General features: G+C 64.7%; 22 protein-coding genes and 1 pseudogene. 19 read left to right on the top strand and 4 right to left on the bottom strand.

The annotated features are described in order from the left end of the window. Positions 1-18 precede the first annotated feature (18 nt). Positions 19-936 carry a pca operon transcription factor PcaQ gene (gene pcaQ / locus FJ977_RS05675; RefSeq protein WP_140769311.1) on the bottom strand — a complete coding sequence of 306 codons (918 nt, stop codon included), beginning with the start codon at positions 934-936 and terminating at the stop codon, positions 19-21. Positions 937-1,029: 93 nt separating this feature from the next. On the opposite strand from pcaQ, the gene pcaD reads away from it, so the two are divergent. Genes pcaD through pobA form a run of 6 tightly spaced genes read left to right on the top strand, consistent with a single transcriptional unit; the run spans position 1,030 to position 5,835 of the window. Continuing rightward, the gene (gene pcaD, locus FJ977_RS05670; RefSeq protein ID WP_140769309.1) at positions 1,030-1,839 is read left to right on the top strand and encodes a 3-oxoadipate enol-lactonase; all 810 of its coding nucleotides are present in this window, start codon (positions 1,030-1,032) and stop codon (positions 1,837-1,839) included. Continuing rightward, positions 1,832-2,239 carry a 4-carboxymuconolactone decarboxylase gene (gene pcaC, locus FJ977_RS05665; RefSeq protein ID WP_140769307.1) on the top strand — a complete coding sequence of 136 codons (408 nt, stop codon included), beginning with the start codon at positions 1,832-1,834 and terminating at the stop codon, positions 2,237-2,239. The genes pcaD and pcaC overlap by 8 nt, the downstream gene beginning before the upstream one ends. Continuing rightward, the gene (gene pcaH, locus FJ977_RS05660; RefSeq protein ID WP_140769305.1) at positions 2,229-2,984 is read left to right on the top strand and encodes a protocatechuate 3,4-dioxygenase subunit beta; all 756 of its coding nucleotides are present in this window, start codon (positions 2,229-2,231) and stop codon (positions 2,982-2,984) included. Before pcaC ends, pcaH begins: the two co-directional genes overlap by 11 nt. Next, positions 2,984-3,598, top strand: a complete 615-nt coding sequence (pcaG, locus tag FJ977_RS05655) for a protocatechuate 3,4-dioxygenase subunit alpha (protein WP_140769303.1) — start codon at positions 2,984-2,986, stop codon at positions 3,596-3,598. Before pcaH ends, pcaG begins: the two co-directional genes overlap by 1 nt. A gap of 12 nt (positions 3,599-3,610) precedes the next feature. Then, on the top strand, positions 3,611-4,663 hold the full coding sequence (locus tag FJ977_RS05650; protein ID WP_140769302.1) for a 3-carboxy-cis,cis-muconate cycloisomerase: 1,053 nt from the start codon (positions 3,611-3,613) through the stop codon (positions 4,661-4,663). Further along, positions 4,663-5,835 (top strand): 4-hydroxybenzoate 3-monooxygenase, encoded by a 1,173-nt coding sequence (gene pobA / locus FJ977_RS05645; RefSeq protein WP_140769300.1) that lies wholly within the window; start codon positions 4,663-4,665, stop codon positions 5,833-5,835. The genes FJ977_RS05650 and pobA overlap by 1 nt, the downstream gene beginning before the upstream one ends. Positions 5,836-5,853: 18 nt before the next feature. Here the strand turns inward: pobA and FJ977_RS05640 are convergent, their stop codons facing one another. Continuing rightward, complete coding sequence (locus FJ977_RS05640) at positions 5,854-6,525, bottom strand: FCD domain-containing protein (RefSeq protein ID WP_140769298.1); 672 nt, start codon at positions 6,523-6,525, stop codon at positions 5,854-5,856. A gap of 223 nt (positions 6,526-6,748) precedes the next feature. Between FJ977_RS05640 and FJ977_RS05635 the strand changes: the two genes are divergently transcribed. The 13 genes and pseudogenes from FJ977_RS05635 (at position 6,749) to FJ977_RS36115 (ending at position 20,468) form a co-directional block, all read left to right on the top strand. Further along, entirely contained in the window at positions 6,749-7,627 is an 879-nt protein-coding gene (locus FJ977_RS05635) for a fumarylacetoacetate hydrolase family protein (protein WP_140769296.1), read from the top strand. Next, on the top strand, positions 7,624-8,403 hold the full coding sequence (locus FJ977_RS05630; RefSeq protein ID WP_140769295.1) for an alpha/beta fold hydrolase: 780 nt from the start codon (positions 7,624-7,626) through the stop codon (positions 8,401-8,403). The genes FJ977_RS05635 and FJ977_RS05630 overlap by 4 nt, the downstream gene beginning before the upstream one ends. Before the next feature lie 52 nt (positions 8,404-8,455). Further along, complete coding sequence (locus tag FJ977_RS05625; RefSeq protein WP_140769293.1) at positions 8,456-9,796, top strand: amidohydrolase family protein; 1,341 nt, start codon at positions 8,456-8,458, stop codon at positions 9,794-9,796. Between the two features lie 44 nt (positions 9,797-9,840). After that, positions 9,841-10,842 carry a branched-chain amino acid ABC transporter permease gene (locus tag FJ977_RS05620; RefSeq protein ID WP_056565707.1) on the top strand — a complete coding sequence of 334 codons (1,002 nt, stop codon included), beginning with the start codon at positions 9,841-9,843 and terminating at the stop codon, positions 10,840-10,842. Further along, the gene (locus FJ977_RS05615) at positions 10,839-11,867 is read left to right on the top strand and encodes a branched-chain amino acid ABC transporter permease (RefSeq protein ID WP_140769289.1); all 1,029 of its coding nucleotides are present in this window, start codon (positions 10,839-10,841) and stop codon (positions 11,865-11,867) included. Before FJ977_RS05620 ends, FJ977_RS05615 begins: the two co-directional genes overlap by 4 nt. Positions 11,868-11,917: 50 nt before the next feature. Beyond that, positions 11,918-13,165 carry an ABC transporter substrate-binding protein gene (locus FJ977_RS05610; protein ID WP_140769287.1) on the top strand — a complete coding sequence of 416 codons (1,248 nt, stop codon included), beginning with the start codon at positions 11,918-11,920 and terminating at the stop codon, positions 13,163-13,165. A 24-nt stretch (positions 13,166-13,189) separates the two neighbouring features. Beyond that, the gene (locus FJ977_RS05605) at positions 13,190-13,975 is read left to right on the top strand and encodes an ABC transporter ATP-binding protein (protein ID WP_140769286.1); all 786 of its coding nucleotides are present in this window, start codon (positions 13,190-13,192) and stop codon (positions 13,973-13,975) included. Further along, positions 13,968-16,184 carry an ABC transporter permease gene (locus FJ977_RS05600; RefSeq protein WP_140769284.1) on the top strand — a complete coding sequence of 739 codons (2,217 nt, stop codon included), beginning with the start codon at positions 13,968-13,970 and terminating at the stop codon, positions 16,182-16,184. The genes FJ977_RS05605 and FJ977_RS05600 overlap by 8 nt, the downstream gene beginning before the upstream one ends. Before the next feature lie 89 nt (positions 16,185-16,273). After that, positions 16,274-18,460 (top strand): flotillin domain-containing protein, encoded by a 2,187-nt coding sequence (locus FJ977_RS05595; RefSeq protein ID WP_140769282.1) that lies wholly within the window; start codon positions 16,274-16,276, stop codon positions 18,458-18,460. A gap of 41 nt (positions 18,461-18,501) precedes the next feature. Beyond that, positions 18,502-18,939, top strand: coding sequence for an SRPBCC family protein (locus FJ977_RS05590; RefSeq protein ID WP_140769280.1), 438 nt, complete (start codon positions 18,502-18,504; stop codon positions 18,937-18,939). 9 nt (positions 18,940-18,948) lie between these two features. After that, positions 18,949-19,389: pseudogene (locus tag FJ977_RS36215) on the top strand (SRPBCC family protein); the annotation flags it as partial. Positions 19,390-19,452: 63 nt separating this feature from the next. Next, positions 19,453-19,998 carry an alcohol dehydrogenase catalytic domain-containing protein gene (locus tag FJ977_RS36210; RefSeq protein ID WP_246682835.1) on the top strand — a complete coding sequence of 182 codons (546 nt, stop codon included), beginning with the start codon at positions 19,453-19,455 and terminating at the stop codon, positions 19,996-19,998. Next, positions 19,965-20,468, top strand: coding sequence for a zinc-binding dehydrogenase (locus FJ977_RS36115; RefSeq protein WP_210243829.1), 504 nt, complete (start codon positions 19,965-19,967; stop codon positions 20,466-20,468). Before FJ977_RS36210 ends, FJ977_RS36115 begins: the two co-directional genes overlap by 34 nt. A gap of 71 nt (positions 20,469-20,539) precedes the next feature. On the opposite strand, the gene FJ977_RS05575 is transcribed toward FJ977_RS36115, so the two are convergent. Next, positions 20,540-21,823 (bottom strand): D-tagatose-bisphosphate aldolase, class II, non-catalytic subunit, encoded by a 1,284-nt coding sequence (locus FJ977_RS05575; RefSeq protein ID WP_140769279.1) that lies wholly within the window; start codon positions 21,821-21,823, stop codon positions 20,540-20,542. Beyond that, positions 21,820-22,773, bottom strand: a complete 954-nt coding sequence (locus FJ977_RS05570) for a sugar kinase (protein WP_140769277.1) — start codon at positions 22,771-22,773, stop codon at positions 21,820-21,822. Before FJ977_RS05570 ends, FJ977_RS05575 begins: the two co-directional genes overlap by 4 nt. Between the last annotated feature and the right edge of the window lie 209 nt (positions 22,774-22,982).

The raw sequence follows: 22,982 nt of genomic DNA, 5'->3' as shown, positions 1-22,982 counted from the left end.
GCGTGAACGCGCCGAAGGTCAGGCGCCCGGCCTTGCGGCTTCGCGAATGGTCTGCAGCAGCATCGTGAAGGCGGGCGAGGGCGCGGTGTCGGTGCGCATCGTCAGGCCGACCGGCCCCTTGGTTTCCGCGGTATCGACCGGCAAGGCGACGAAGGCACGGCTCGCGAGCTCGTTGGCGACCACGCCGGCCGAGATGATCCACACCGCATTGCTCTGCCGCATGAAGGAACGCCCGAAGGAATCCGAGACCGTCTCGATCTCGGTTGCCGGCGCGGTCATGCCATTGGTGATGAAGAGGCGATCGACAAAGGGACGGATGACGGATTCCCGGGTCGGCATCAGCACCGGGAATTCGTCGAGCCTGGCGAAGATATCCGCTCCCGGTTCCAGCAGCGGATGCCCGGCCCGCACGACGAACAGCACCTGTTCCGAGTAGAGGTGCTCGAAGAAGAAACCGGTCATGTTTTCGGGCGCCGCCAACCGACCGACGACGAGATCGAGCGCGCCCGTGCGCAACTGCTCGAGCAGCACGGCGTTCTCGCCGGTGACGATCTTGATCGCAGCTCCGGTGTTCTCCTTGAGGAACAGGCTCATGGCTTGCGGCATGACCTTCGCTGACACAGTCGGCAGCGCGCCGATACGGATCGGGTGGCGATTGATGGTGCCGTCCTGGCGAACGGAATCGATGCCGCGCTTCAACGCCGATATTGCCGAGCCGGCATGGTCCAGGAAGATTTCGCCAAGCCTGGTGACCCGGATGCCGCGCCCGTCGCGCTCGACCACGGCGATGCCGAGCGCCTCTTCCAGTTCACGCAGGGTCTTGGTCACCGCCGGCGCGCTGACATGCAGGAGGTCGGCGGCGCGGGCCACGCTGCCCTGCCGGGCGACTTCCAGGAATGCTTGCAGGTGACGGAACCTGATGCGGCTGCCGGGCATGAATTTGATAACCCCTGAGTTAATGAAACGGCGCAAAATATCATTTTACCGAACCAAATGCGGCGTGCAATGTGGAGATGGAGGATCGAAATCGTGCCATTCGTCACTGTTGGCGGCATCACGCTGCACCACCGATATGTCGAGGCTGACGGCAAGACGCCCCCGGTTGTGTTCATCAATTCGCTGGGCACAGATCTGCGGATCTGGGATGAGGTCGTTGCGCTTCTGGCCGGCGAGATGCCGCTGCTCGCCTATGACAAGCGCGGCCACGGCCTCTCCGACATCGGCACCGGCGTCCACTCGATGAACGACCATGTCGACGATCTGAACGCCCTCATCGACCACTTCGGTTTCAACAAGGTCGTGCTGTTTGGCCTGTCGGTCGGCGGCATGGTGGCGCAGGGACTGCATATCCGCCGTCCTGAAAGCATCGAGGGCCTGATCCTCAGCGATACCGCCCACAAGATCGGTACCGCCGAAAGCTGGAACAGCCGCATCGCGGTCGTGGAGCGCTATGGCGTCGAGGCGATCGCCGACGGCGTGATGAAAGTATGGTTCACGCCGGATTTCCATGCCGGGCGCCCCGCCGACCTTGCCGGTTGCCGCAACATGCTGACCAGGCAGGCGCTGCCAGGCTATATCGGGACATGCAAGGCTGTCCGCGACGCCGATTTCACCGAGAGCGCGCGCCGCATCGCAGTACCGACGCTCTGCGTTGTCGGCGACCAGGACGGCTCGACGCCCCCCGATCTTGTCCGCTCTCTGGCGGATCTGATCCCCGGCGCACGTTTCGAAATCATCCGCAATGCCGGACACATTCCGTGCATCGAGCAGCCGGAGGCGCTGGTCGCGCTGATCCGCGGTTTTGTCGCATCGCTTGCCCCTGGAGAAACCCATGGATGAAGTCCCCGGCAACACGGCAAGATATCGGACAGGCCTTGCCGTGCGACGGTCGGTGCTCGGCGACCGCCACGTCGATCGGGCCGAGGTCGCAGCCACCGATTTCGACCGGCCGTTTCAGGAACTGATCACCGAGGCCGCCTGGGGGACGGTGTGGGCGCGGCCGGGCTTCACCAGGCGCGAGCGTTCGATCGTCACGCTGGCGCTGCTGGCCGCGCTCGGCCATGATGAGGAAGTGGCCATGCATGTGCGCGCCACCGCCAACACCGGCGCCACGCGCGACGATATCTGCGAGGCGTTCCTGCATGTCGCCATCTATGCCGGAGTGCCGGCCGCCAACCGTGCCTTCAAGATCGCCAAGGACGTGTTTTCGGAGATGGACGGAGCCAACAATGCCCGCTGAGTCCGGCTCGAACCGGAGGCCCGAGACCGGCGCCTTCTTCCAGCGCGACCGGACATGGCACCCGCCGGCGCTGACGCCGGGCTACAAGAGTTCGGTGCTGCGGTCGCCGCAGAAGGCGCTTTTGTCCTTCGACAACACGCTGTCGGAAATAGCGGGACCTGTCTTCGGCCACGCCATGCTGGGCGAGTTCGACGCCGACCTGATCCATAATTTCGCCAGGCCGGGCGAGAGCGCCATCGGCGGGCGCATCATCGTCCACGGGCGCGTGCTTGACGAACGCGGCATTGGTGTGCCCGGCGTGCTGCTCGAATTCTGGCAGGCCAATGCCGGCGGCCGCTACCGCCACAAGAGGGATGGCTACCTGGCGCCGCTCGATCCGAATTTTGGCGGCTGCGGCCGCACCATCACAGGCGAGGATGGCTTCTATGCCTTCCGCACCGTCAAGCCCGGGCCCTATCCCTGGCCGAACGGCCCCAATGACTGGCGCCCGGCGCATATCCATTTCTCGGTTTTTGGCCATGGCTTTGCCCAGCGGCTGATCACGCAGATGTATTTCGAGGGCGATCCGCTGATCTGGAAATGCCCAATCGTGCGTGGCATCGCCGACAAGGCGGCCATCGAGGCGCTGACGGCTACGCTCGATACGCAGGCGACGATCCCGATGGATGCGCTCGCCTACAAGTTCGATATCGTGCTGCGCGGGCGCCGCTCGTCTCTGTTCGAAAACCGGCCGGAGGGCAATTGATGGCCCAGTCGCTCGACAGGCTGAAGGAGAGCCCTTCGCAGACAGCGGGCCCTTACGTTCATATCGGGCTGACGCCGAATTTCTGCGGCATTGCCGGCGTCTATGCGACCGATCTTGGCGCTACCATGGTCAACGACAAGACCAAAGGCGAGCGCATCGGCCTGCGCATCCGGGTGCTTGACGGCACCGGGACGCCGCTCAAGGACGCTCTGATCGAGATCTGGCAGGCGGACGGGGACGGGCTCTACAATTCGCCGGCCGAATTGCGCGGTGCCGCCGATCCGAACTTCTTCGGCTGGGGCCGTTGCCCGACCGACATGGACACCGGCGTCTGCGCATTCGAGACGATCAAGCCCGGCCGCGTGCCGTTCCGCGATGGCCGCCTGATGGCACCGCACATCACGCTGTGGATCGTCGCGCGCGGCATCAATCTCGGTCTGCACACAAGGCTGTATTTCTCCGATGAGGAAGAAGCCAATGCCGGCGATCCGATCCTGGCGCGTATCGAGCACCGCGTCCGCGTGCCGACGCTGATCGCCGAGCGCCAGGGCGACACCTACGTCTTCGATGTCCATCTCCAGGGGGAGAAGGAAACGGTCTTCTTCGACAGCTAGGAGATCCGCGATATGACCATATCGCCCTTCGACCATCCATTGCTTTCCGCCTTTCTCGGCGACGAGGAGGCGGCGAGGCATTTCTCTGTCGAGGCGGAAATAGAGGCGATGCTGGCGTTCGAGAGCGCGCTGGCGGAAGCGGAAGCCGAAAACAGGGTCATAACCAACGACGCGGCGGCAGCCATCCTGTCGGTGCTGGCCTCGTTCCGGCCGGACACGACCTTGCTGCGCGCCGCTGCCGCCAGGGACGGCGTCATCGTGCCGGAATTGGTGCGCCAGCTGAGAGAGACGGTTGGCGAGCCGCATGGCGACAAGGTGCATTTCGGTGCCACAAGCCAGGATGTCATCGACACTGGCTTGGTGCTTCGACTGAAATCCGTCGTCGACCATCTCAGCCTGCTCCTGACCGAGACCGTTTTGCGCCTCACGTCGCTCGAGGAGCGCTTTGGGGGCAGGGCGCTGACCGGCATCACCCGCATGCAGCCCGCGATCCCTATTCAAGTAGCTGATCGCGTGAACGCCTGGCGCGGGCCGCTGCAGCGGCACCGGGAAAGATTGTCTGAACAGTCGAGACGTTTGCTGGCCGTGCAGTTCGGCGGTGCCGCCGGCACGCTGGAAAAGCTTGGCGGCAAGGGGCCGGCGGTGCGCGCGGCGCTTGCCGCAAAACTCGGCCTTGGCGATGCACCGCAATGGCACAGCCAGCGCGACGCGCTCGCCGATTTCGCCGGCTGGCTGTCGCTGCTGACCGGCAGCCTCGGCAAGTTCGGCCAGGACATCGCCCTGATGGCGCAGGGCGGCGCTGACATCGCGCTTTCCGGCGGTGGCGGCTCGTCGGCCATGCCGCACAAGCAGAACCCGGTGAAGGCCGAAGCGCTGGTGGCGCTGGCCCGCTTCAACGCCACGCAGCTTTCCGGCATGCATCAGGCGCTGGTGCATGAGCAGGAACGTTCGGGGGCGGCCTGGACGCTGGAATGGCTGCTGCTGCCGCAGATGGTGGTCGCAACCGCGGCATCGCTGCGCCTTGCCGCCGAACTCGCCGCACGGATCGAAAGTCTAGGCCGCTGATGCGCACGCAGGTCGTCATCGTCGGCTCGGGACCCTCCGGCCTGCTGCTTGGACAACTTCTGGCCGGCATCGGTGTCGAGACCGTCATCCTGGAACGCTCGAGCCGCGACCATGTGCTTGGCCGCGTGCGGGCAGGGGTGCTCGAACAGGGCACGGTCGATCTGCTGGGGGAAGCCGGTGCTGCCGCAAGGCTGCATGCCGAAGGCTTGTCGCATTCCGGCATCTCGCTCGCCTTCGACGGGCGCCTGCACCGCATCGATCTCGCCGAACTCACCGGCGGCAGGCATGTCACGGTCTACGGCCAGACCGAGGTGACGCATGATTTGATGGACAGGCGCGACGCGGCCGGCCTTGTCACCGTCTACGAGGCGTCGGATGTGGCGCTGTATGATTTCGGCGGTGCCGCACCATTCGTCACCTACGACAAGGACGGCATCACGCATCGCATGGATTGCGACTTCATTGCCGGCTGCGATGGCTATCATGGCGTCAGCCGCGGATCGGTGCCGGAGCGCGCGCTGAAAACGTTCGAGCGGCAGTATCCGTTCGGCTGGCTCGGCGTGCTGGCCGAAGTGCCGCCGGCAGATCGCGAACTGGTCTACGCCAATCACGAGCGGGGCTTTGCACTGTGCTCGATGCGCTCGACGCATCGCAGCCGCTACTATGTGCAGTGCCCCGAGGGTGACCGTGTCGAAGCCTGGTCGGACGATCGCTTCTGGGACGAGCTGCGCCGCCGCTTGCCGGAACAGACGGCAGCCAGCGTCACCACCGGGCCTTCCTTCGAAAAGTCGATCGCGCCGCTGCGCTCTTTCGTTGCCGAGCCAATGCGCTTCGGCCGGCTGTTCCTGGTCGGCGATGCTGCTCACATCGTGCCGCCGACCGGTGCCAAGGGCCTCAACCTCGCCGCCAGCGACGTGCGCTATCTCTTCGACGGGTTTCGGGACTTCTATCAAGGAAAGTCCGAAGCGGGTCTCGATGTCTATTCCGCCAAGGCGTTGGCGCGGGTCTGGAAGGCGGTGCGCTTTTCCTGGTGGATGACGAACATACTGCACCGCTTTCCCGATACCGGCGACTTCGGCCAGCGCATCCAGGAGGCGGAACTCGACTACCTCGTGCACTCGCGTGCCGCGTCGACCGCGCTCGCCGAGAATTATGTCGGCCTGCCCTATTGAGGATAGCGGTGCGCGGATTTACCGGCCCAGCAGGTTGCGCTCGACGGTTCTCAGATGCGCCAGCATGGCCTGGCTGGCGCTCTCCGGGTCGCGGCGCAGCAGCGCATCGAGAACGATCTGGTGCTCGCTGCAATAGATGCCGCGGCGTTCTTCGGAAAAGGAACGCTTTTTCATTTCGAACCATGGCGCCTGATTGCGCAGGATGCGCATTAGATTGTGGATCTCCTTGAGGAAGTCGTTGCGCGAGCAGGCGAAGATGCGGTGGTGAAATTCCGCATCCCAATGCTCGAAGGTCGGCATGTCCTGCGACTCCGAAGCGATCTTGTGCGCCTCGCGCACCGCGTTGAGTTCCATGGCGCTGGCGTTGGTGGCGGCGAAGGCCGCCGCCGCCGGCTCAAGCAGCTGCCTGATCTCCATCATGTCGGCCGGGCTGGTGCCTTCCATCCGGCCCACAACCGCTGCCATCGAACTTGGATTGGTGGCGGTCAGGAATGTGCCGCGCCCGACATGCCGCACCACGGTGCCATCGTCCTCGAGGAAGGAGACGGCACGGCGCACGGTGTTGCGCGCCACGCCGAATTCGCTCGCCAGGTCGCGTTCCGGCGGCATGCGGCCATTCTCGATCCATTCGCCGGAAGAAATCCGCTTCTTCAGCGCGGTGGCGATATCGCTGGCGACAAGCTTGGGCATGTCCGGTCACTTTTATCTGATCCGATACTGAACCATTGATAGCAGCTTCAGGTACCGCCGTCCATCGCATGGCAGCGGTCGATATCCTGTGAAGCGTGGGGTTGGCAATCAAATCCTTTTTGGTACGACCAACCCAGATTCCTCTTGCGGGCTAAACCAATCGGCGATAGCGTGTAACAAAAGAGCGAATAATTGGCTCAATATTGGTTCAGGGAGGATCTGGATGCGGGTCGCGACTTTTTCGATCGCCGGCGAACGTCGCGTGGGGCTTGTCGATCTCGACGCCCAGACAATCGCGCCTTTTGATTTTTCCGTCGACCAGGCCAAATCAGGCATTCTGGCTTTGATCGAGCGCAACGGCGCCGGCATGCCGCGTACCCTGTCGCCCATCCCGCTGGCGCAGGTGGAAATCGAAGCGCCCATCCCGCAACCGCGCCGCAACATCTTCTGCGTCGGCAAGAACTATCACGAGCACGCGCATGAATTCGCCCGCAGCGGCTTCGATTCCAGCGCCGGCGCCGGCGCGATCCCGAAGCATCCGATCATCTTTTCCAAGGTTCCTGAATCGGTCGTCGCCAACCATGCCAGCGTGTTGATCGATCCATCGGTCTCGACCGCCATCGACTATGAGGCGGAACTGGCCGTCATCATCGGCAAGAGCGGGCGCGGCATATCGAAGGAGAATGCGCTCGACCATGTCTGGGGTTACACGATCGTCAACGACGTCACGGCCCGCGATCTGCAGGGCAGATACAGCCAGTGGCTGATCGGTAAGTCGCAGGACACGTTCTGCCCCATGGGACCATGGGCGGTGACCAGGGACGAACTCGACCTGGCAACCGCCGGCATCCGGTGTTTCGTCAACGAGGATCTGCGCCAGAATTCCCGCATATCGCTGCTCATCTTCGACATCCCGACCATCATCGCCACACTGTCGCAAGGCATCACGCTGAAGCCCGGTGACATCATCGCCACCGGCACGCCGGTCGGCGTCGGCATCGGTTTCGACCCGCCGAAATACCTCAAGGCCGGTGACGTCGTGCGCATCGAGATCGATGGCATCGGCACGCTGGAAAACCGCTTCGCGGAGCACGCGCAATGACCACGGTCACGGTTGGTCAGGTGGTTGCGGAAGTTGTCGGCGAGGGCGCTGCCGTGGTGATGATCCATGGCCTTGGCGGCACCTCGAACATGTTTCAGCCGCAGATGGCGGCGCTTTCCGCCTATCGCGTCATCCGGCTCGACCTGCCGGGCTCCGGCCGCTCGCCGCGCCCGATCGAGCCGCTGACCGTCGAAGGGATGAGCGAGGCCGTGATCCGCGCCATGGCCGGTATGGGGGTTGCTGCCGCGCACTTCGTCGGCCATTCGATGGGCACTATTGTTTGCCAGCAGATCGCCGCGGCGCAGCCATCGCTGGTTACATCGCTGGCGCTGTTCGGCGCCCTGGCGGAACCGGCGGAAGCAACGCGGCAAGGGCTCGCCAACCGGGCGCGTCTGGCGCGCTCGGGCGGCATTGCCGATATCGCCGACCAGATCGTCGCCAACGCGATTTCCGCCCACACAAGGGAAACCTCGCCGGCGGCCGTGGCCTTCGTGCGGGAATCGATCACGCGTCAGGATCCCGAATCCTACGCCCGTACCTGCGAGGCTCTGGCCAAGGCGACCGCCGTCGATGCGCGCAGGATCTCGGCGCCGACATTGCTGGTCACCGGCGACGCCGACACGGTCAATCCGCCAGGGGTCGCCCAGGCGCTTGCCGACAAGATCAAGGGCGCCGTATTCTCGTCGCTGGATCGGTGCGGGCACTGGGCCACGGTGGAAAACCCGCGCGAAAGCAGCCAGAAGCTCGCCGATTTTTTGAGACGGGTTGATAGGTGAGGATTTCTGATCGGGCGTAAACTCATGCGCTCGGCAAGTTGGGAGGCTTGTGATGGCAGACGACAGCTGGAACGGCAACGGATCGGGCAGCACGCTGTTCACCAATGTGCGCGTGCTCGACGCATCAGGTGAATATCCATACACCGGTGAGGTGCTGGTGCAGGGCAACCGCATCAAGCAGATCACCAAGGGCTCATCGCGCTTCAGCTCATCCTCGTCGTCCTCCTACAGCGGTGGCGCGGCAGGGGGTGCAACCGTCATCGACGGTATGGGCGCGACACTGATGCCGGGCATGATCGACGCGCATCTGCATCTGTCCTGGAACAACGCGCCCGGCATCGACCCCATCCAGATGATGGAAATCGAGGAGCACATGCTGGTCACGATGGAGATGGCCAAGCTGGTGCTTGATGCAGGCTTCACCGCCGGCCGGGGGGCTGCCGCCGCGAAGCCGCGTCTCGATGTCGTCGCCAAGAAATTCATCAACCAGGGCCGCTTTCCGGGACCGCGCTACCTCGCGGCGGGTCCGGAAATCACCACGGTCGGCGGCCTCGGCGATTCCGCACCGTCGCACATCCCACATGAGGGGCTGAACCTTGGCCTCGTCGTCTCGGGACCGGAGGAAATCCGTCGCACAGTGCGCCAGCTGATCAAATACGGCGTCGATTCGATAAAACTCAACCTGTCCGGCGAGAGCATCACCGGCATGGGCGCTGAGGAGACGCCGATGTCGGAAGAGGAGGTCGCCATGGCCGCCTCCGAGGCGCGCTGCCGCAACAAGGTGCTGTCGGCGCATGCGCGTTCGTCGGGCTCGGTCAAACAGTGCATCCGCCACGGCATCCAGAACATCTATCATGCCTCCTTCGCCGACGAGGAAGCGCTCGACATGCTCGAAGCGGCCAAGGACAAGCACTTCGTCGCGCCGGGCATCGCCTGGCTGATCAACACGGCACGTCACGCCGAGCAGTGGGGCATCAAGCCGGGCTCGCCGTTGTCGCTGGAATACGAGCGCGAACTCGAAATGTGCATCGAGACGATGAAGAAGATGCACCGGCGCGGCATCCGCGTCTGCATCGGCGGCGACTATGGCTTTGCCTGGACGCCGCAAGGCACCAACGCCAAGGACATCCAGACCTTCGTTGAGATGCTGTGTTTCTCGCCGATGGAGGCGATCCAGGCCGGCACCAAATATGGCGGTCAGATCATGAACATGGGCGACGAGCTCGGCATGATCAGGGAAGGCTACCTTGCCGACCTTCTCTTGATCGACGGCGATCCGATCTCCGACGTGCGCATCCTGCAGGACAAGAACCGCATTCTCGCCATCATGAAGGACGGCAAGTTCCACAAGGCGCCGCGCATGAACGAGCAGCGCCGGCGGCTGACGGCATGAGCCTGCTCGACCAGCCATCTCAGACGCTCTCCGAGAGCGGCGGCATGACAGGTCGGCAGGCATGGGGCCTCGTTGGCCTGCTCGCCGCCGCTGTCGTCGCATGGCTGGTCTTCGCGGTCTGGCCGGATTGGCTGAACGCGATCCTTATCTCGAAGAAGGCCTTCGTCAGCGCCATCCTCAACGGCATCACCCTGGCCGGCCTCTATTTCCTCGTTGCCAGCGGCTTCACTCTGATCTTCGGCCTGATGCGCAACGTCAATCTGGCGCATGGCTCGCTCTATCTGCTTGGCGCCTATATCGGCTACGAAGTCACCAACCGCACCGGCTACTGGCTACTCGGCGTCGCCGCCGGCTTCGCGGTGCTGGCCATCGTCGGTGTCGTCATGCAGGTCTTCGTTTTCCGTCGGCTGGAGGGCGACGATCTTCGCCAGACCCTGGTCTCGATCGGCATCTCGATCGTGGCCGCCGACCTGATGCTGGCGGTGTGGGCCGGCGGCACGTACCAGATCACCACGCCCGAATGGCTCGATGGCGCATTGACCTTGCCCGTTATCACTGCGGTGCGCTCCAACGGCGCCTCGGTCTTCCTCACCTATCCGCTCTACCGCGTCGTGGTGCTGGCGGCGGCGATCGTCATCGGCGTCGGTCTTTGGCTGATGCTGCACAAGACCCGCGTCGGCATGATGATCCGCGCCGGCGTCGACGACCGCGCCATGCTGCAGGCCTCGGGCGTCAATGTGCATGCGGTGTTCGCCATCGTCTTCGCCGTCGGTGCCGGCCTTGCCGGCTTTGCCGGCGTCGTTGGCGGCTCCGCGCTGTCCGTCGCGCCCGGCGAGGATGTCCGCTATCTCCTCGCCTCGCTGGTTGTCGTCATCGTCGGCGGCATGGGCTCGATCACGGGCGCCGCCATCGGCGCGCTGCTGATCGGCCTGGCCGAGCAGATCGGCCTCGTCTACTTCCCGACCTATGGCATCGTGCTGACCTTCGTCATCATGGTGGTGACGCTGGCGGTGCGGCCGCAAGGCATCATGGGGAAGGCACGATGAGCCTGGCCGTCGCCACCACCGGCGCCACGCCGCAGCAGAACTGGCTGGAGAAGCTCGGCGCCGGCCACATCATCCTTGCCCTCGCGCTGGTGCTTTATCCGTTGGTGGCGTCCGATTTCTTCCTGACGCAGATCGGCGGCTATTCGCTGATCTTCGGCATGCTGGGCCTGTCGCTGATGCTGCTCGCCGGCTATGGCGGCATGGTCAGCCTGGCGCAGATCACCGTCGCCGGCATAGCGGCCTATGCCATCGCCATCCTTGGCAACAACAACTCCAGCATTCTCGGTCTCGGCTGGCCGTGGTGGCTCGCAGTTCCGTTCGCGGTTCTCGCGGCGGCCTTGGCATCGGCGCTGATCGGCTGGATCTCGGTGCGCACCGAGGGCATCTACACGATCATGATCACGCTGGCGATCGCCACCGCGACCTTCTATTTCGCGCAGCAGAACTACGCCATCTTCAACGGCCATTCCGGCTATGCCGGCATCCGCGCGCCGGTCTTCTGGGGCGTCAACTGGCGCGATCCCAGGCCTTTCTACTATCTCTGCCTTGGCCTGGCCGTGCTGTCCTACGCCGCCGTGCTCTACGGCTCGCGCTCGACCTTCGGCATGACCTTGCAGGCGATCCGTGACAATCCGCGCCGCATGCGCGCGCTGGGGTACCATGTCACCGCGCACAAGGTCTTCGCCTGGCTGCTCGCCGGTGTCATCGCCGGACTGGCGGGCGTGCTGCTGGTCTGGTTCAACGGCCGCGTCTCGCCCGGTACCATCGGCGTCGATGCCGCGATCGACGTGCTGATCATTGCCGTCATCGGCGGCCTGCGCCACCCGATCGGGCCGTTCCTCGGCGCGGTCGTCGTCGTCCTGATGCAGACCTTCGCCATCGACATTGTCGGCGCCGAGCGCTTCAACACGCTGATCGGCCTGGTGTTCCTGGTGATCGTCTTCGTCTCACCGGATGGAATTCTTGGGTTGTGGGGGAGGATCAAGCCACATCTTGCCCAGGAGTCCTTGCGTCCAGGTCCATAGGAGCCGGGATGGATGAACCACTGCAAAACCAAATCAAAGGGAGGAAAATGATGAGAATGCATAGACGGACATTGCTGGCGCTGGCGGTATTCACCGGGCTGACCGCGCCTTCGATGGCACTGGCTGCCGACGACACCATCAAGATCGGCCTGCTCGCCACCTTCGAAGGCCCGTTCACGGTGCTCGGCGAGGACGGCGAGCGCGGCGCCATGACCGCCGTTGCCGAGATGAACGGCACCGTCGCCGGCAAGAAGATCGAGATCGTCAAGGGTTCGTCCGATGCTTCGCCCGACAGCGCCGTGCGCGCGGCGCGCAAGCTGGTCGAGCAGGACGGCGTCAAGGTGCTGGTCGGTCCGCTTTCGGGCGACGAAGGCATCGCCGTCAAGGATTACGCCAAGACGCAACCGAACGTGACCTTCATCAACGGCACATCGGCCGCGCAGGACACCACGTTGCGCGATCCGGCTGAGAACTTCTTCCGTTTCTCGACCGATGGCGCGCAGTGGATGGCCGGCCTCGGCACCTATGCCTTCAAGGACAAGGGCTACAAGAAGGTCGCCACCGTCGCCGAGGATTATTCCTTCCCCTACACGCAGGTGTTCGGCTTCATGGCCGAGTTCTGCAAGGCCGGCGGCCATGTGCCGTCGAAGTCCTGGGTGCCGATCGGCAACAAGGACTTCTCCTCGGTCATCGCCGCCATTCCTGAGGATGTCGACGCAATCTATGTCGCGCTCGGCGGCGCCGATGCGGTCAACTTCCTGACCCAGTACCAGCAGGGCGGCGGCACCGCGCCGCTGATCGGCGGCTCGATCACTGTCGACCAGACCGTGCTGACGTCGAAAGGCAAGCTGAAGGACGTGCTGAAGGGCACGCCATCCGCTGGCCCGACCGCCGACACCAACGACGCGCCGGCCTGGAAGGCCTTCGTCGAGGCCTACAAGAAGCAGCCGGGCGCGTTTCCGTCACCCTCGCTCTTCGCCCATGGCTACTATGTCGACATGAAGGCGACGCTGCTTGGTCTCGACCAGGTCGGCGGCGATGTCTCCGATGGCGGCAAGAAGTTGCGCGACGCGCTGTCGAAGCTGTCCTTCGACACGCCGACGGGCAAGGTGTCGCTCGACAAGAACCGCAACGCCATCGCCGACATTTTCCTGACCGAGGTCACCGAAGGCGCCGACGGCAATCTCCTCAACAAGCTGGTCAAGGTCGTGCCGCAGGTCAACCAGACGCTCGGCATTCCCGAAGACGAGTTCATGAAGCTCGGCGCGGTCAACCGCGACAATCCGAGCTGCCCGTAACCCCACGCTTGAGTGCAGCCGCCAGTGACCGAAAGCTTCGCAGCAAACCGTCTCCAGAGCACCGGCGCCTATGCGCTGGAGCTTGACGGCGTGGCGCGGCATTTCGGGGCGCTGGTGGCACTCTCGGGCATCAATATGAGGATCGCGGCCGGCGAACGGCGCGCGGTCCTCGGCTCCAACGGCGCCGGCAAGACGACCCTGTTCAACGCCGTCACTGGCGATTTCCTGCCGACGGCGGGGCGCATCCGCTTCTTCGGCGAGGACATCACCGACCTGCCGCCGCATGAGCGCATCCGGCGCGGCCTGCGCCGCACCTATCAGATTTCGCAGCTGTTCAAGGGCCTGTCGGTCCTCGATTCCATCTTTCTCGCCTGTCGCGGCGTCTCGCGTCGGCGGTTTTCGCTGCTGCGTCCGGCAACGGCCGACGTCAACATGGTGCAGGCGGAATCGATCCTCAACGCCGTGCACCTCGAAGCCTTTCGCGACACGCTGGTGGCGACGCTGAGCCATGGCCAGCAGCGGCAGTTGGAGATCGCGCTGGCGCTGGCGGGCGCGCCGCGCTTCATCCTGTTCGACGAGCCGGCGGCCGGCCTGTCGCCGACCGAACGTCGCGATCTCGTCGCCATCCTCAACGCGCTGCCGAAGCATATCGGCTACATCATCATCGAGCATGATCTCGATGTCGCGCTGCGCGTCTCGGAATATGTGTCGATGATGCACAATGGCCGCCTGTTCAAGGAAGGCACGCCGCAGGAGATCGAAGCCGACCCGGAAGTCCAGGAGATCTATCTCGGGGGCAAGCATGGCTGAGCGTCCCGGAAAGATCGCCAAGGCAATGCTGCGCATCGACGACCTGCAGGTCTTCTACGGTGAAAGCCATGCGCTGCAGGGCGTGTCGCTGACGCTGGAAAGCGGCGTGCTGTCGGTGGTCGGTCGCAACGGCATGGGCAAGTCGACGCTCTGCAACACCATCGTTGGGCTGAAACGGGCGAAGTCCGGTTCGATCCGCGTCGATGGCCGGGAGATCACGTCTCTTGAGCCGCACGAAATCCACCGCCTCGGCGTCGGCTATGTCCCGCAGGGGCGCCGTGTCTGGCCGAGCCTGACCGTCGACGAGCATCTGCGTCTGGCCGCCGGCAACAGGCGCGATGCCAGCTGGACGGTCGAGCGCGTCTACCAGACCTTTCCGCGGCTCGCCGAGCGCCGTGCCAATGGCGGCTCGCAGCTGTCGGGCGGCGAACAGCAGATGCTGGCGATTTCGCGTGCGCTGCTCAGCGATCCCAAACTGCTGGTCATGGACGAGCCCACCGAAGGCCTGGCGCCGGTCATCGTCGACCAGGTCGAGCGCATGCTGGTTGACCTCGCCGCCGAAGGCGAGATGGCGGTGCTGGTCATCGAGCAGAATATCGGCGTGGCGACCACGGTATCGAACCAGGTCGCCATCATGGTCAATGGCCGCATCAACCGGCTGATGGATGCCAAGGCGCTCGCCGCCGACCGTGAGTTGCAGCAGCGGCTGCTCGGCGTCGGCCGCCATGCCGAGGAGGCACCGGTCACGCCGGCGGAAGCCGCGCAGGCCCGGGAACAGCTGGCGGAAGTCTATCGCGTCGACAGGGCTGGCGCAGCCTCGACCGAACCGATGCCGCAGAGCGGCGTCTATCGACCGGTCACCGAACTGCCCAATCGCTGGAACGTGCCGGTCACCGAATTGCGACAGGCCGCGGTCGACAAGACGGCACCGCAGGACGACCTGAAGAAGGTCTTCGCCATCCCCTTCGCCGAACGCATCGGCAGGACCGTGCTGGTCGTCGGCACCTTCGACACCAAGGGCAAGGAATTGCGCTTCGTTGCCGACCGGCTGAAGTCGCTTGGTCTGCCCGTGCGCACCGTCGACCTGTCGACATCGGGAAAGCCGACCAGCGCCGATGTGCCCGCCATGCAGGTGGCCGGCATGCACGCGCGTGGATCCTCCGCCGTCTTCACCAATGATCGCGGCGGCTCGGTCAGTGCCATGGCGGAAGCTTTCGCACGCTGGATCGAGCGTGAGCCGCGCATCGGCGGCGTCATCTCGGCGGGCGGTTCCGGCGGCACCACGCTGGCGACGGCAGGCATGCGCGTGCTGCCGGTCGGCATCCCCAAGCTGATGGTCTCGACTGTGGCGGCCGGCGATGTCGCCAAATATGTCGGCGGCGCCGACATCATGATGTTCCATTCGGTCGCCGATGTTCAGGGGCTGAACTCGATCACCGAACAGGTGTTGTCCAACGCCGCGCACGCCATGGCCGGCATGGTCGCGCAACTGCCCAATGCCGAGGCGTGGGAGGCAAGACGCAAGCTGGCGCGGCCGGCCGTCGGCATCACCATGTTCGGCGTCACCACACCTTTGGTGCAAGCTGTCACGAAACGCCTCGAAGCCGACTATGACTGCCTTGTCTTCCATGCCACCGGCATTGGCGGCCGGGCGATGGAAAACCTCGGCGATACCCGGCTGCTGTCGGCCTTCCTCGACCTTACCACCACGGAAGTGGCCGACATGATCGTCGGCGGCGTGTTCCCGGCGACGGAGGATCGCTTCGGCGCTGCGATCCGCACCGGGCTGCCTTATGTCGGCTCGGCCGGCGCGCTCGACATGGTCAATTTCGGCCCGCGCGACAGCGTGCCGGAGAAATTCCGCAGCCGCAAATTCGTCATCCACAACCCCAACGTCACGCTGATGCGTACCACGCGCGACGAGAACCGCGCCTTCGGTGAATGGATCGGCACGCGGCTCAACGCCATGAACGGTCCGGTGCGCTTCCTGCTGCCGGAGGGCGGCGTCTCGATGCTCGACGCGCCTGGTCAGCCCTTTCATGACCCGGAAGCCGACAACGCTTTGTTCGAGGCGATCGAGAAGACGGTGCGCCGCACGCCCTTGCGCCATGTCGAGCGGGTGCGGGCCAACATCAACGACACGCCTTTCGTCGACGCGGCGATCGCCGCATTCCACGCGGTCACGCCGAAGCTGCAGAGGCGGGCATGAAGAATTGGACTTCGCCACCCTGCGGGTGGATGTTTGAAAATATCGCCGGTCGCCCCGTGCCGACCGCATTGTCTTGGGGAGGATAGATCATGGACGCGCAGACTTTTGGCGCTTTCCTGTTGTGGCTGATCATTGCCGCGGTCGTCGTGGTGATCGCCGTCTACATCTTGCGCTGGCTCTATCGCCGCTCGACCAAGGAGACGGCGTTCGTGCGCACCGGCTTCATGGGCGAGAAGGTGGTGGTGAATGGTGGTGCCTTCGTCATCCCGGTCCTGCACGAGATCACTCCGGTCAACATGAACGTGCTGCGCATCGAGGTGCGCCGCGAGGATGCGCTGGCGCTGATCACCCGCAACCGCATGCGCGTCGACCTGATCGCCGAGTTCTTCGTGCGCGTTGGTGCCAGCCGCGAACTGGTTGCCGCTGCCGCGCAGACGCTCGGCCGTCGCACGCTGCAGCCCGACAGCCTGCGCGAATTGCTGGAAGGCAAGTTCGCCGGCGCGCTGCGCACCGTCGCCGCCCAGATGACGCTGGAAGAGATGCATGAGTTGCGCGGCGACTATGCCGCCAAGGTGCGCAGGCTCGCCGAGGAGTCGCTCGCGGCCAACGGGCTCGAGCTGGAGAGCGTCGCCATCGTCGACCTCGACCAGACCAGCCTCGAATATTTCGACCCCTCCAACGCCTTCGACGCCGAGGGTCTGACGCAGCTGACGGAATCGATCGAGACCCGCCGCCGCATGCGCAACGAGATCGAACAGCGCACGCTCGTCGACATCCGCAACCAGAACCTCGACACACAGCGCAAGGTGCTGGAGATCGACCGCGACACCGAATATGCGCGCCTCGAACAGGAGCGCGAGGTCGAGATCCGTCGCGCCGCACAGCGGTCTGAATTGGCCATTGAGCGTGCGTTGCGTGACCAGGAATCCGAACAGGCGCAGCTCTCGTCGCGCGAGGCCGTCGAAAAATCGCGGCTCAACCAGGAGCGCAACATCACCGAGGAGCGCATCAAGAGCGAGGAAGACACGCAACGCCGCGAGATCGCGCGCCGCCGTTCGCTCGACGAGACCGAGATGAAGATGCGCGAATTGACCGAGCGCGAGCAGATCGCGCTCGAACTGTCGCTGGAGAAAGCCCGCATCGAGCGCGAGGGCGCGCAGAGCAAGCTCGAGATCGAACGCAAGAGGCTGCTCGAAGTCGCTGAACTGGAACGCCAGATCGCGCTTGCCGAAAAGGCGCTGGAGGTGACCAAAGCCGAGGCGGAAAAGCGCCGCGCCGAGATCGTCGAGAACCAGGCGACCGAGACGGCGCGGATTGCGCAGGACCGTGCCATCGACGAAGTCAGGATCGCAAGGGAGCGTCATCTCGAAGCACTGCAGATCGCCAAGCGCCAGGCCTTCGAGGAGGCCGAGATTTCGGCCGGCGAAGAGGTCGAGCGGGCCCGCATCACCACCGAGCGCAGCATCGAGGAAGCGCGGCTGGTCAAGGATCGCGACATCAGGCAGATGGGCGTGGAGCGCGACCAGAAGATCGAGATCGCCGAAATTCAGAAGGCGATCGACATCGCCAAGAAGACGCAGGAACGGTCCTCGGCGATCGCGGCTTCCGAAGCGGTACGCGCCAAGGCCGTCCAGGCCGAGGAACAGGCCTTCACCGCCCGCGAACGCGAGATCGCCGAGCGCCGCAAGCTGACCGACCTGATCGGCGCGCAGCGCGAGGCAGAGCGAGAGGCGCTGCGCATCACTTCCGCCGCGGATGCCGAGATGAAGGCGGCGAAAAGCCTGGCGGAAGCGCAGAAGATCGCCGCGGTCGCTTCGGCGGAAGCGGAGAAGATCCACGCCCTTGCAGCGGCCCAGCGCTACGAGGTCGACGCATCAGGCCATCGCCAGCTCAACGAGGCCGAGAACATCCTTTCCGAGGCTGCGCGCGCCGGCCGACTGCGCGGAAAACTGCTCGACCACATGGAAGGCATCATCCGCGAAAGCGTCAAGCCGATGGAGAAGATCGACGGCATCAAGATCCTGCATGTCGACGGCATCAACGGCGGTACGGGCGGCAACCGCAACGTCACCGACGAGGTCATCGACTCCGCGCTGCGCTACCGGGTTCAGGCGCCGATGATCGACAATCTGATGAAGGAGATCGGCATCGAGGGCGGCTCGCTCGGCCGCATGACCGACGTGCTGCGCGACGCCAAGGACATTTCCAGCCTGACCCGTGACAAGAAGGGCAAGGGAAAGGCCGCCAAGGACGACGATGACGACCGCGATCACTGACGGGATGATCGTGCGGCTGCAGATATCGATGGTTGCCTAGAATGACCAAAGTCTACGTCTCTTCGGTCATTCCGGCTCCGGCCGGGGAAGTCTGGAAGCTCGTGCGCAACTTCAACGCATTGCCAAGCTGGGCGCCGTTCGTCGCCGAGAGCCGCATCGAGCAGAACGCGCAGGCCGACCAGATCGGCTGCATCAGGAGTTTCACGCTCAAGGACGGCGGCCGCATCCGCGAAAGGCTGCTGGCGCTGTCCGACTACGACCTGTCGTGCAGCTACGCGATCCTCGAAAGCCCGATGGCGGTGGAGAACTATGTCGCCACCCTGTCGCTGACGCCGATCACCGACGGTAATCTGACGCTCGCCGAGTGGCAGGCGGAGTTCGACTGCGCGCCCGATCGCGAGGCGGCCCTGATGCATCAGATCGGCAATGGCGTCTTCCAGACCGCCCTGAGCGCGCTGAAACACCGGTTCGGGCGCTGACGCCGGCCGATGGTCAAGGTTTGCCAGAGTACGATCATCGAGGCACCAGTTGACGAGGTCTGGGCGATCCTGCGCGATTTCAACGCCCATGACCGCTGGCATCCGGCGATCGCCTTCAGCGAGATCGAGGGCGGCGAACCGGTCGATGCGGTTGGCGCCGTGCGCCATTTCCGGCTGAACGACGGTGGTGAGCTGCGCGAACAATTGCTGGCACTATCCGACAAGGACCGCCGGCTGAGCTATTGCCTGCTCGAAGCGCCGCTGCCGCTGATGGGCTATGTCGCCTCGATCCGGCTGAAGCCGGTGACCGACGGCAATGCCACCTTCTGGGAATGGCGCTCTGAATTCCAGCCGCCGGCGCATCGCCGCGACGAACTGGTCAGGCTGGTCACGGAAGGCATCTATCAGGCCGGCTTCGCGGCGGTGCGCAATCTTCTGAAGCGCCGGAGCGTGGGCTCGCCAGTCGAGACGAGACCGCCCCAGGCAATTGTTGCGCCGACCCCGTCCATCGACATGCCGCATGCGGCGCCAAGGATCGCGCCTGGCCAGACCGCGACGACCCGTGCGATCGTTGTCGAGCGCTATGGCGGACCGGAGGAGTTGCGGCTCAGGGACATCGAACTGCCGCCGCTGGCGTCGAACGAAGTGCGGATCCGTCACACCGTGATCGGCGTCAATTTCATCGACGTCTATTGTCGCACCGGGTTTTTCGACCTTTTGAAGCCGCCCGGCGTGCCCGGCATGGAAGCGGCCGGCATGATCGAGGCAGTCGGCTCGGCGGTGTCCGGCTTTTCGGCCGGCGACCGCGTCGCCTATGCTTGTCCGCCGGTCGGCGCCTACAGCGAGCGGCGCAACATGGCGCCTGAACTGCTGGTTCATCTTTCGGACGACATCACGGATGAAATCGCCGCCGCCGGCCTGCTCAAGGGCGTCAGCGCGAGCTTCCTGCTGCATGACGTTCATGCCGTGAAGCCGGTGAAATCGTCCTCATCCATGCGGCGGCCGGCGGCATCGGCCAGCTGCTGGTGCAATGGGCGCGTCATCTCGGCGCGACGGTGATCGCGACCGTGTCGAGCGATGACAAGGCCCGCACCGTCGAACGTCTCGGCGCGCACCATGTCATCGTCTATTCCCGCGAGAATTTCGCCGATGCCGTCATGCGGCTGACATCGGGCAGGGGCGCCGATGTCGCTTATGACGCGGTCGGCAACGACACCTTCGCCGGCTCGCTCGCCGCCCTTGCCGTGCGCGGCCATCTCGTCAGCTTCGGCCAGGCTTCCGGGCCGATCGGCAATTGGGATATCGGCCGCTTCGCGTCGAAGTCGCTGACCATTTCGCGACCCAACTATGGCCATTTCACCGACACGCCGGAAAAACTCGCGCCGCACGTCACCAGCTTCTTCCAGGCGCTTCGCCAGGGTGTGGTCAGGGTCGAGGCGCCGACGCGCTACGATCTCGCGAATGCCGCCGATGCGCACCGCGATCTGGAATCGCGCCACACGACGGGCGCGCTGATCCTGCTGCCTTAGAGCAATTCCAGGAAAGGCGTGAGCGGTTTTCCGTCCGGAATTGCGGCAAAAACAAAGAGATAGAGCTGTGGTCAGCCGGTTGCGCTGGCGTATATGTCGAGAACGTCCGTCACGCTGGCGATCAGCAGTTCTCCGGCTTTTGGCGCCACGGATCGGATCGCCGCCGCGCCGTCGAGACGGGCGAGATATTGGCTGATGAGGGGTAGGGGGATGTCGCGGTCGCCGAGCGCCTGCATAAGCGCATCCACGGCCTGCCGGGCTGCCGGTGCCGGCCAGTAGTAGCGAATGCGGTCGCTGTAGGAGAAATGGCGTTCGATCCGCTGCTCGGCCTCGGAGCCGTGGTAGTAATTCTTCCAATTGTCCGGCGCCGCCAGCATGACGCGTTCCATGGCCGCCGGCAGGGCTTCGCGCGCCTGGTCGGGAACCAGAACCTCGGCGATATGGCTCAAGCCGTAGAGCGCTTCGCGCAGCGCGAAGGTCAGCCACGGCCCGACCTTGAGGATGGCGAAGCCGTCATCGACCAGCGCGGTCAGCGCCGAGACCGGCTGGTAGTCGGTCGAATGCGCCTCGAAGACGAATTGCGGCAGGTCCCGCAACGTGCCGGCCAATGCACGGGCGCGTTCCGGTTCATAAGTGATCACCTCGGCATTGCCGAATTCGACGCCCGGCTGCACGACGACACCGAGCGCCCGCGAAAAGGCCTGGTCGAGGCCGCGCCGGCTGAAGGCATCGCGGTGGATGCGCACGGTTTCACGCGCGGCCTCCGGCGTCGTCACCGCCAGATGGTCCATTGCTTCCAGCGCGCCGCCCGGCACCGGCACTTCGGTGCCGATGACATAGATCGGCTTGGTGCCGCCGGTGCGTTCGGTCGCGGCCTCGGCAACTTCCGCCAGTTCGGCGGCGCGCGCTGCGATCGTCGCATCGGGAGGTGCGGCACCTTCGCCGGCACAGCCCATGCTGGCGTCGAGGTGGATCTTGGTGAAACCGGCCATGGCATAGGCGTCGACCATGCGCGCGGCTTTCGCCATGGCTTCTGGCGCCGGCAGGTGTTTCCACGGATTGGGGCCGAGATGGTCGCCGCCGAGCACCAGCCTGTCGAGGGAAAAGCCGACCTTGCCGGCGATCGTCTCGACGAAGCGGCGGAAATCCCCTGGCGTCATGCCGGTATAACCACCCTCGTGGTTCACCTGGTTGCAGGTGGCCTCGATCAGCACATCAGCGTCGCGCGCCTTGCCATGGCGCAGCGCCGCTTCGATCACCAGCGGATGAGCGGAGCAGATCGAGGTGATGCCGCAGCGTTCGCCCGCCGCTCGGCGCGCCGCTATGGCCGCCAGCCTGTCCGTAGCCCGGCTCATACAGGCGCTCCGGCCTTGGCGGTCGCAAGGAAGGCTTCGACGGCGGCAAGCGAGGCGATGCCCTCCATCGGTCCCTTCTTCGTCACCGCCAGCGCGCCGCAGCCATTGGCGATGCGCAGCGCCTTCTCGGGTGCTTCTCCACGCAGCCAGAGGGAGACGAAGGCCGCGGCAAAACAGTCGCCGGCACCGGTCGGGTCGATTTCGTCGACGATGAAGCCCGGCGCCGCGGTCCGTCCGGTCTTGTCGTAATGAACGGCGCCTTGCGCGCCTTTCTTGACGACCACGGTGGAGATACCGCGATCCAGCATTTCACGCGCCGCGCTCTCCTCGTCGGTCGCCTTGGCGAAGATGAACAGTTCCGGACCGCTCGGCAGGAAGACATCGGTCTTCGACAGCACGAAATGCAGCGCGTCGCGCAGGCCCGGCAGATCGAGCATCTCCTTGCGGATGTTGGGGTCGAAGGAAACGGTGCCGCCGCGCGCCTTGACCGCTTCGATCCCGTTGCGCGCCACCTCGATCACCTCGGGCGAGAACAGTGAGGTGCCCATGACGTGAAAATGGTCGGCGCCGGCCAGCAGCGCGCACGCCTCGGCCCCGATCTCGATCAGGCCGGCCGCACTGTGCTTGATGTTGTAGACGAAGTGCCGGCTGCCATCAGTCTCATAGGTCACAAAAGCGGTACCTGTGGCGGCGCCCCGGTGGACCTTGATGGCTGAGATGTCGGCCCCGTCGGCGCGCAGGCGCTCGATGTTCAAATGGCCGAAATCGTCATCGCCGACGGCTGCGATCAGGCCCGCCGGCTGGCCAAGCCGCGCCGCCTGGTCGATGAAGATCGCCGGCGCGCCGGAGGGAAACGGGCCGACCAAAGGGCCGGGGGCAAGGAAACTCTGGCCGATCCGCTCGGCCATGATCTCGACCAGGATCTCGCCGGCGCAAACCAGTTTCTTCATGTTCTCACCATTCACCAGACTGCCCCGCGGCCGGTTGCCGAGCGCCTTCTCCACGTCCGTACAGGTCCAAAGCCTAGGTTGCCGTTTTCAGAGCGTCAATAAATAATTTGACGTGCGCAATGCTTTTGCATTGTACTGGAAACGCGAAAATTTGACTGAACAAATTCGGTCAAGCAATGCTGCCTGACGGCAACGGTCGCAGGACTGAT

This window comes from Mesorhizobium sp. B2-1-3A (assembly GCF_006442655.1).
In the GTDB taxonomy this organism is placed as follows: Bacteria; Pseudomonadota; Alphaproteobacteria; order Rhizobiales; family Rhizobiaceae; genus Mesorhizobium.
The sequence above is the reverse complement of the archived record's forward strand: the minus strand, read 5'-3'. Positions and strand labels throughout refer to the sequence as shown.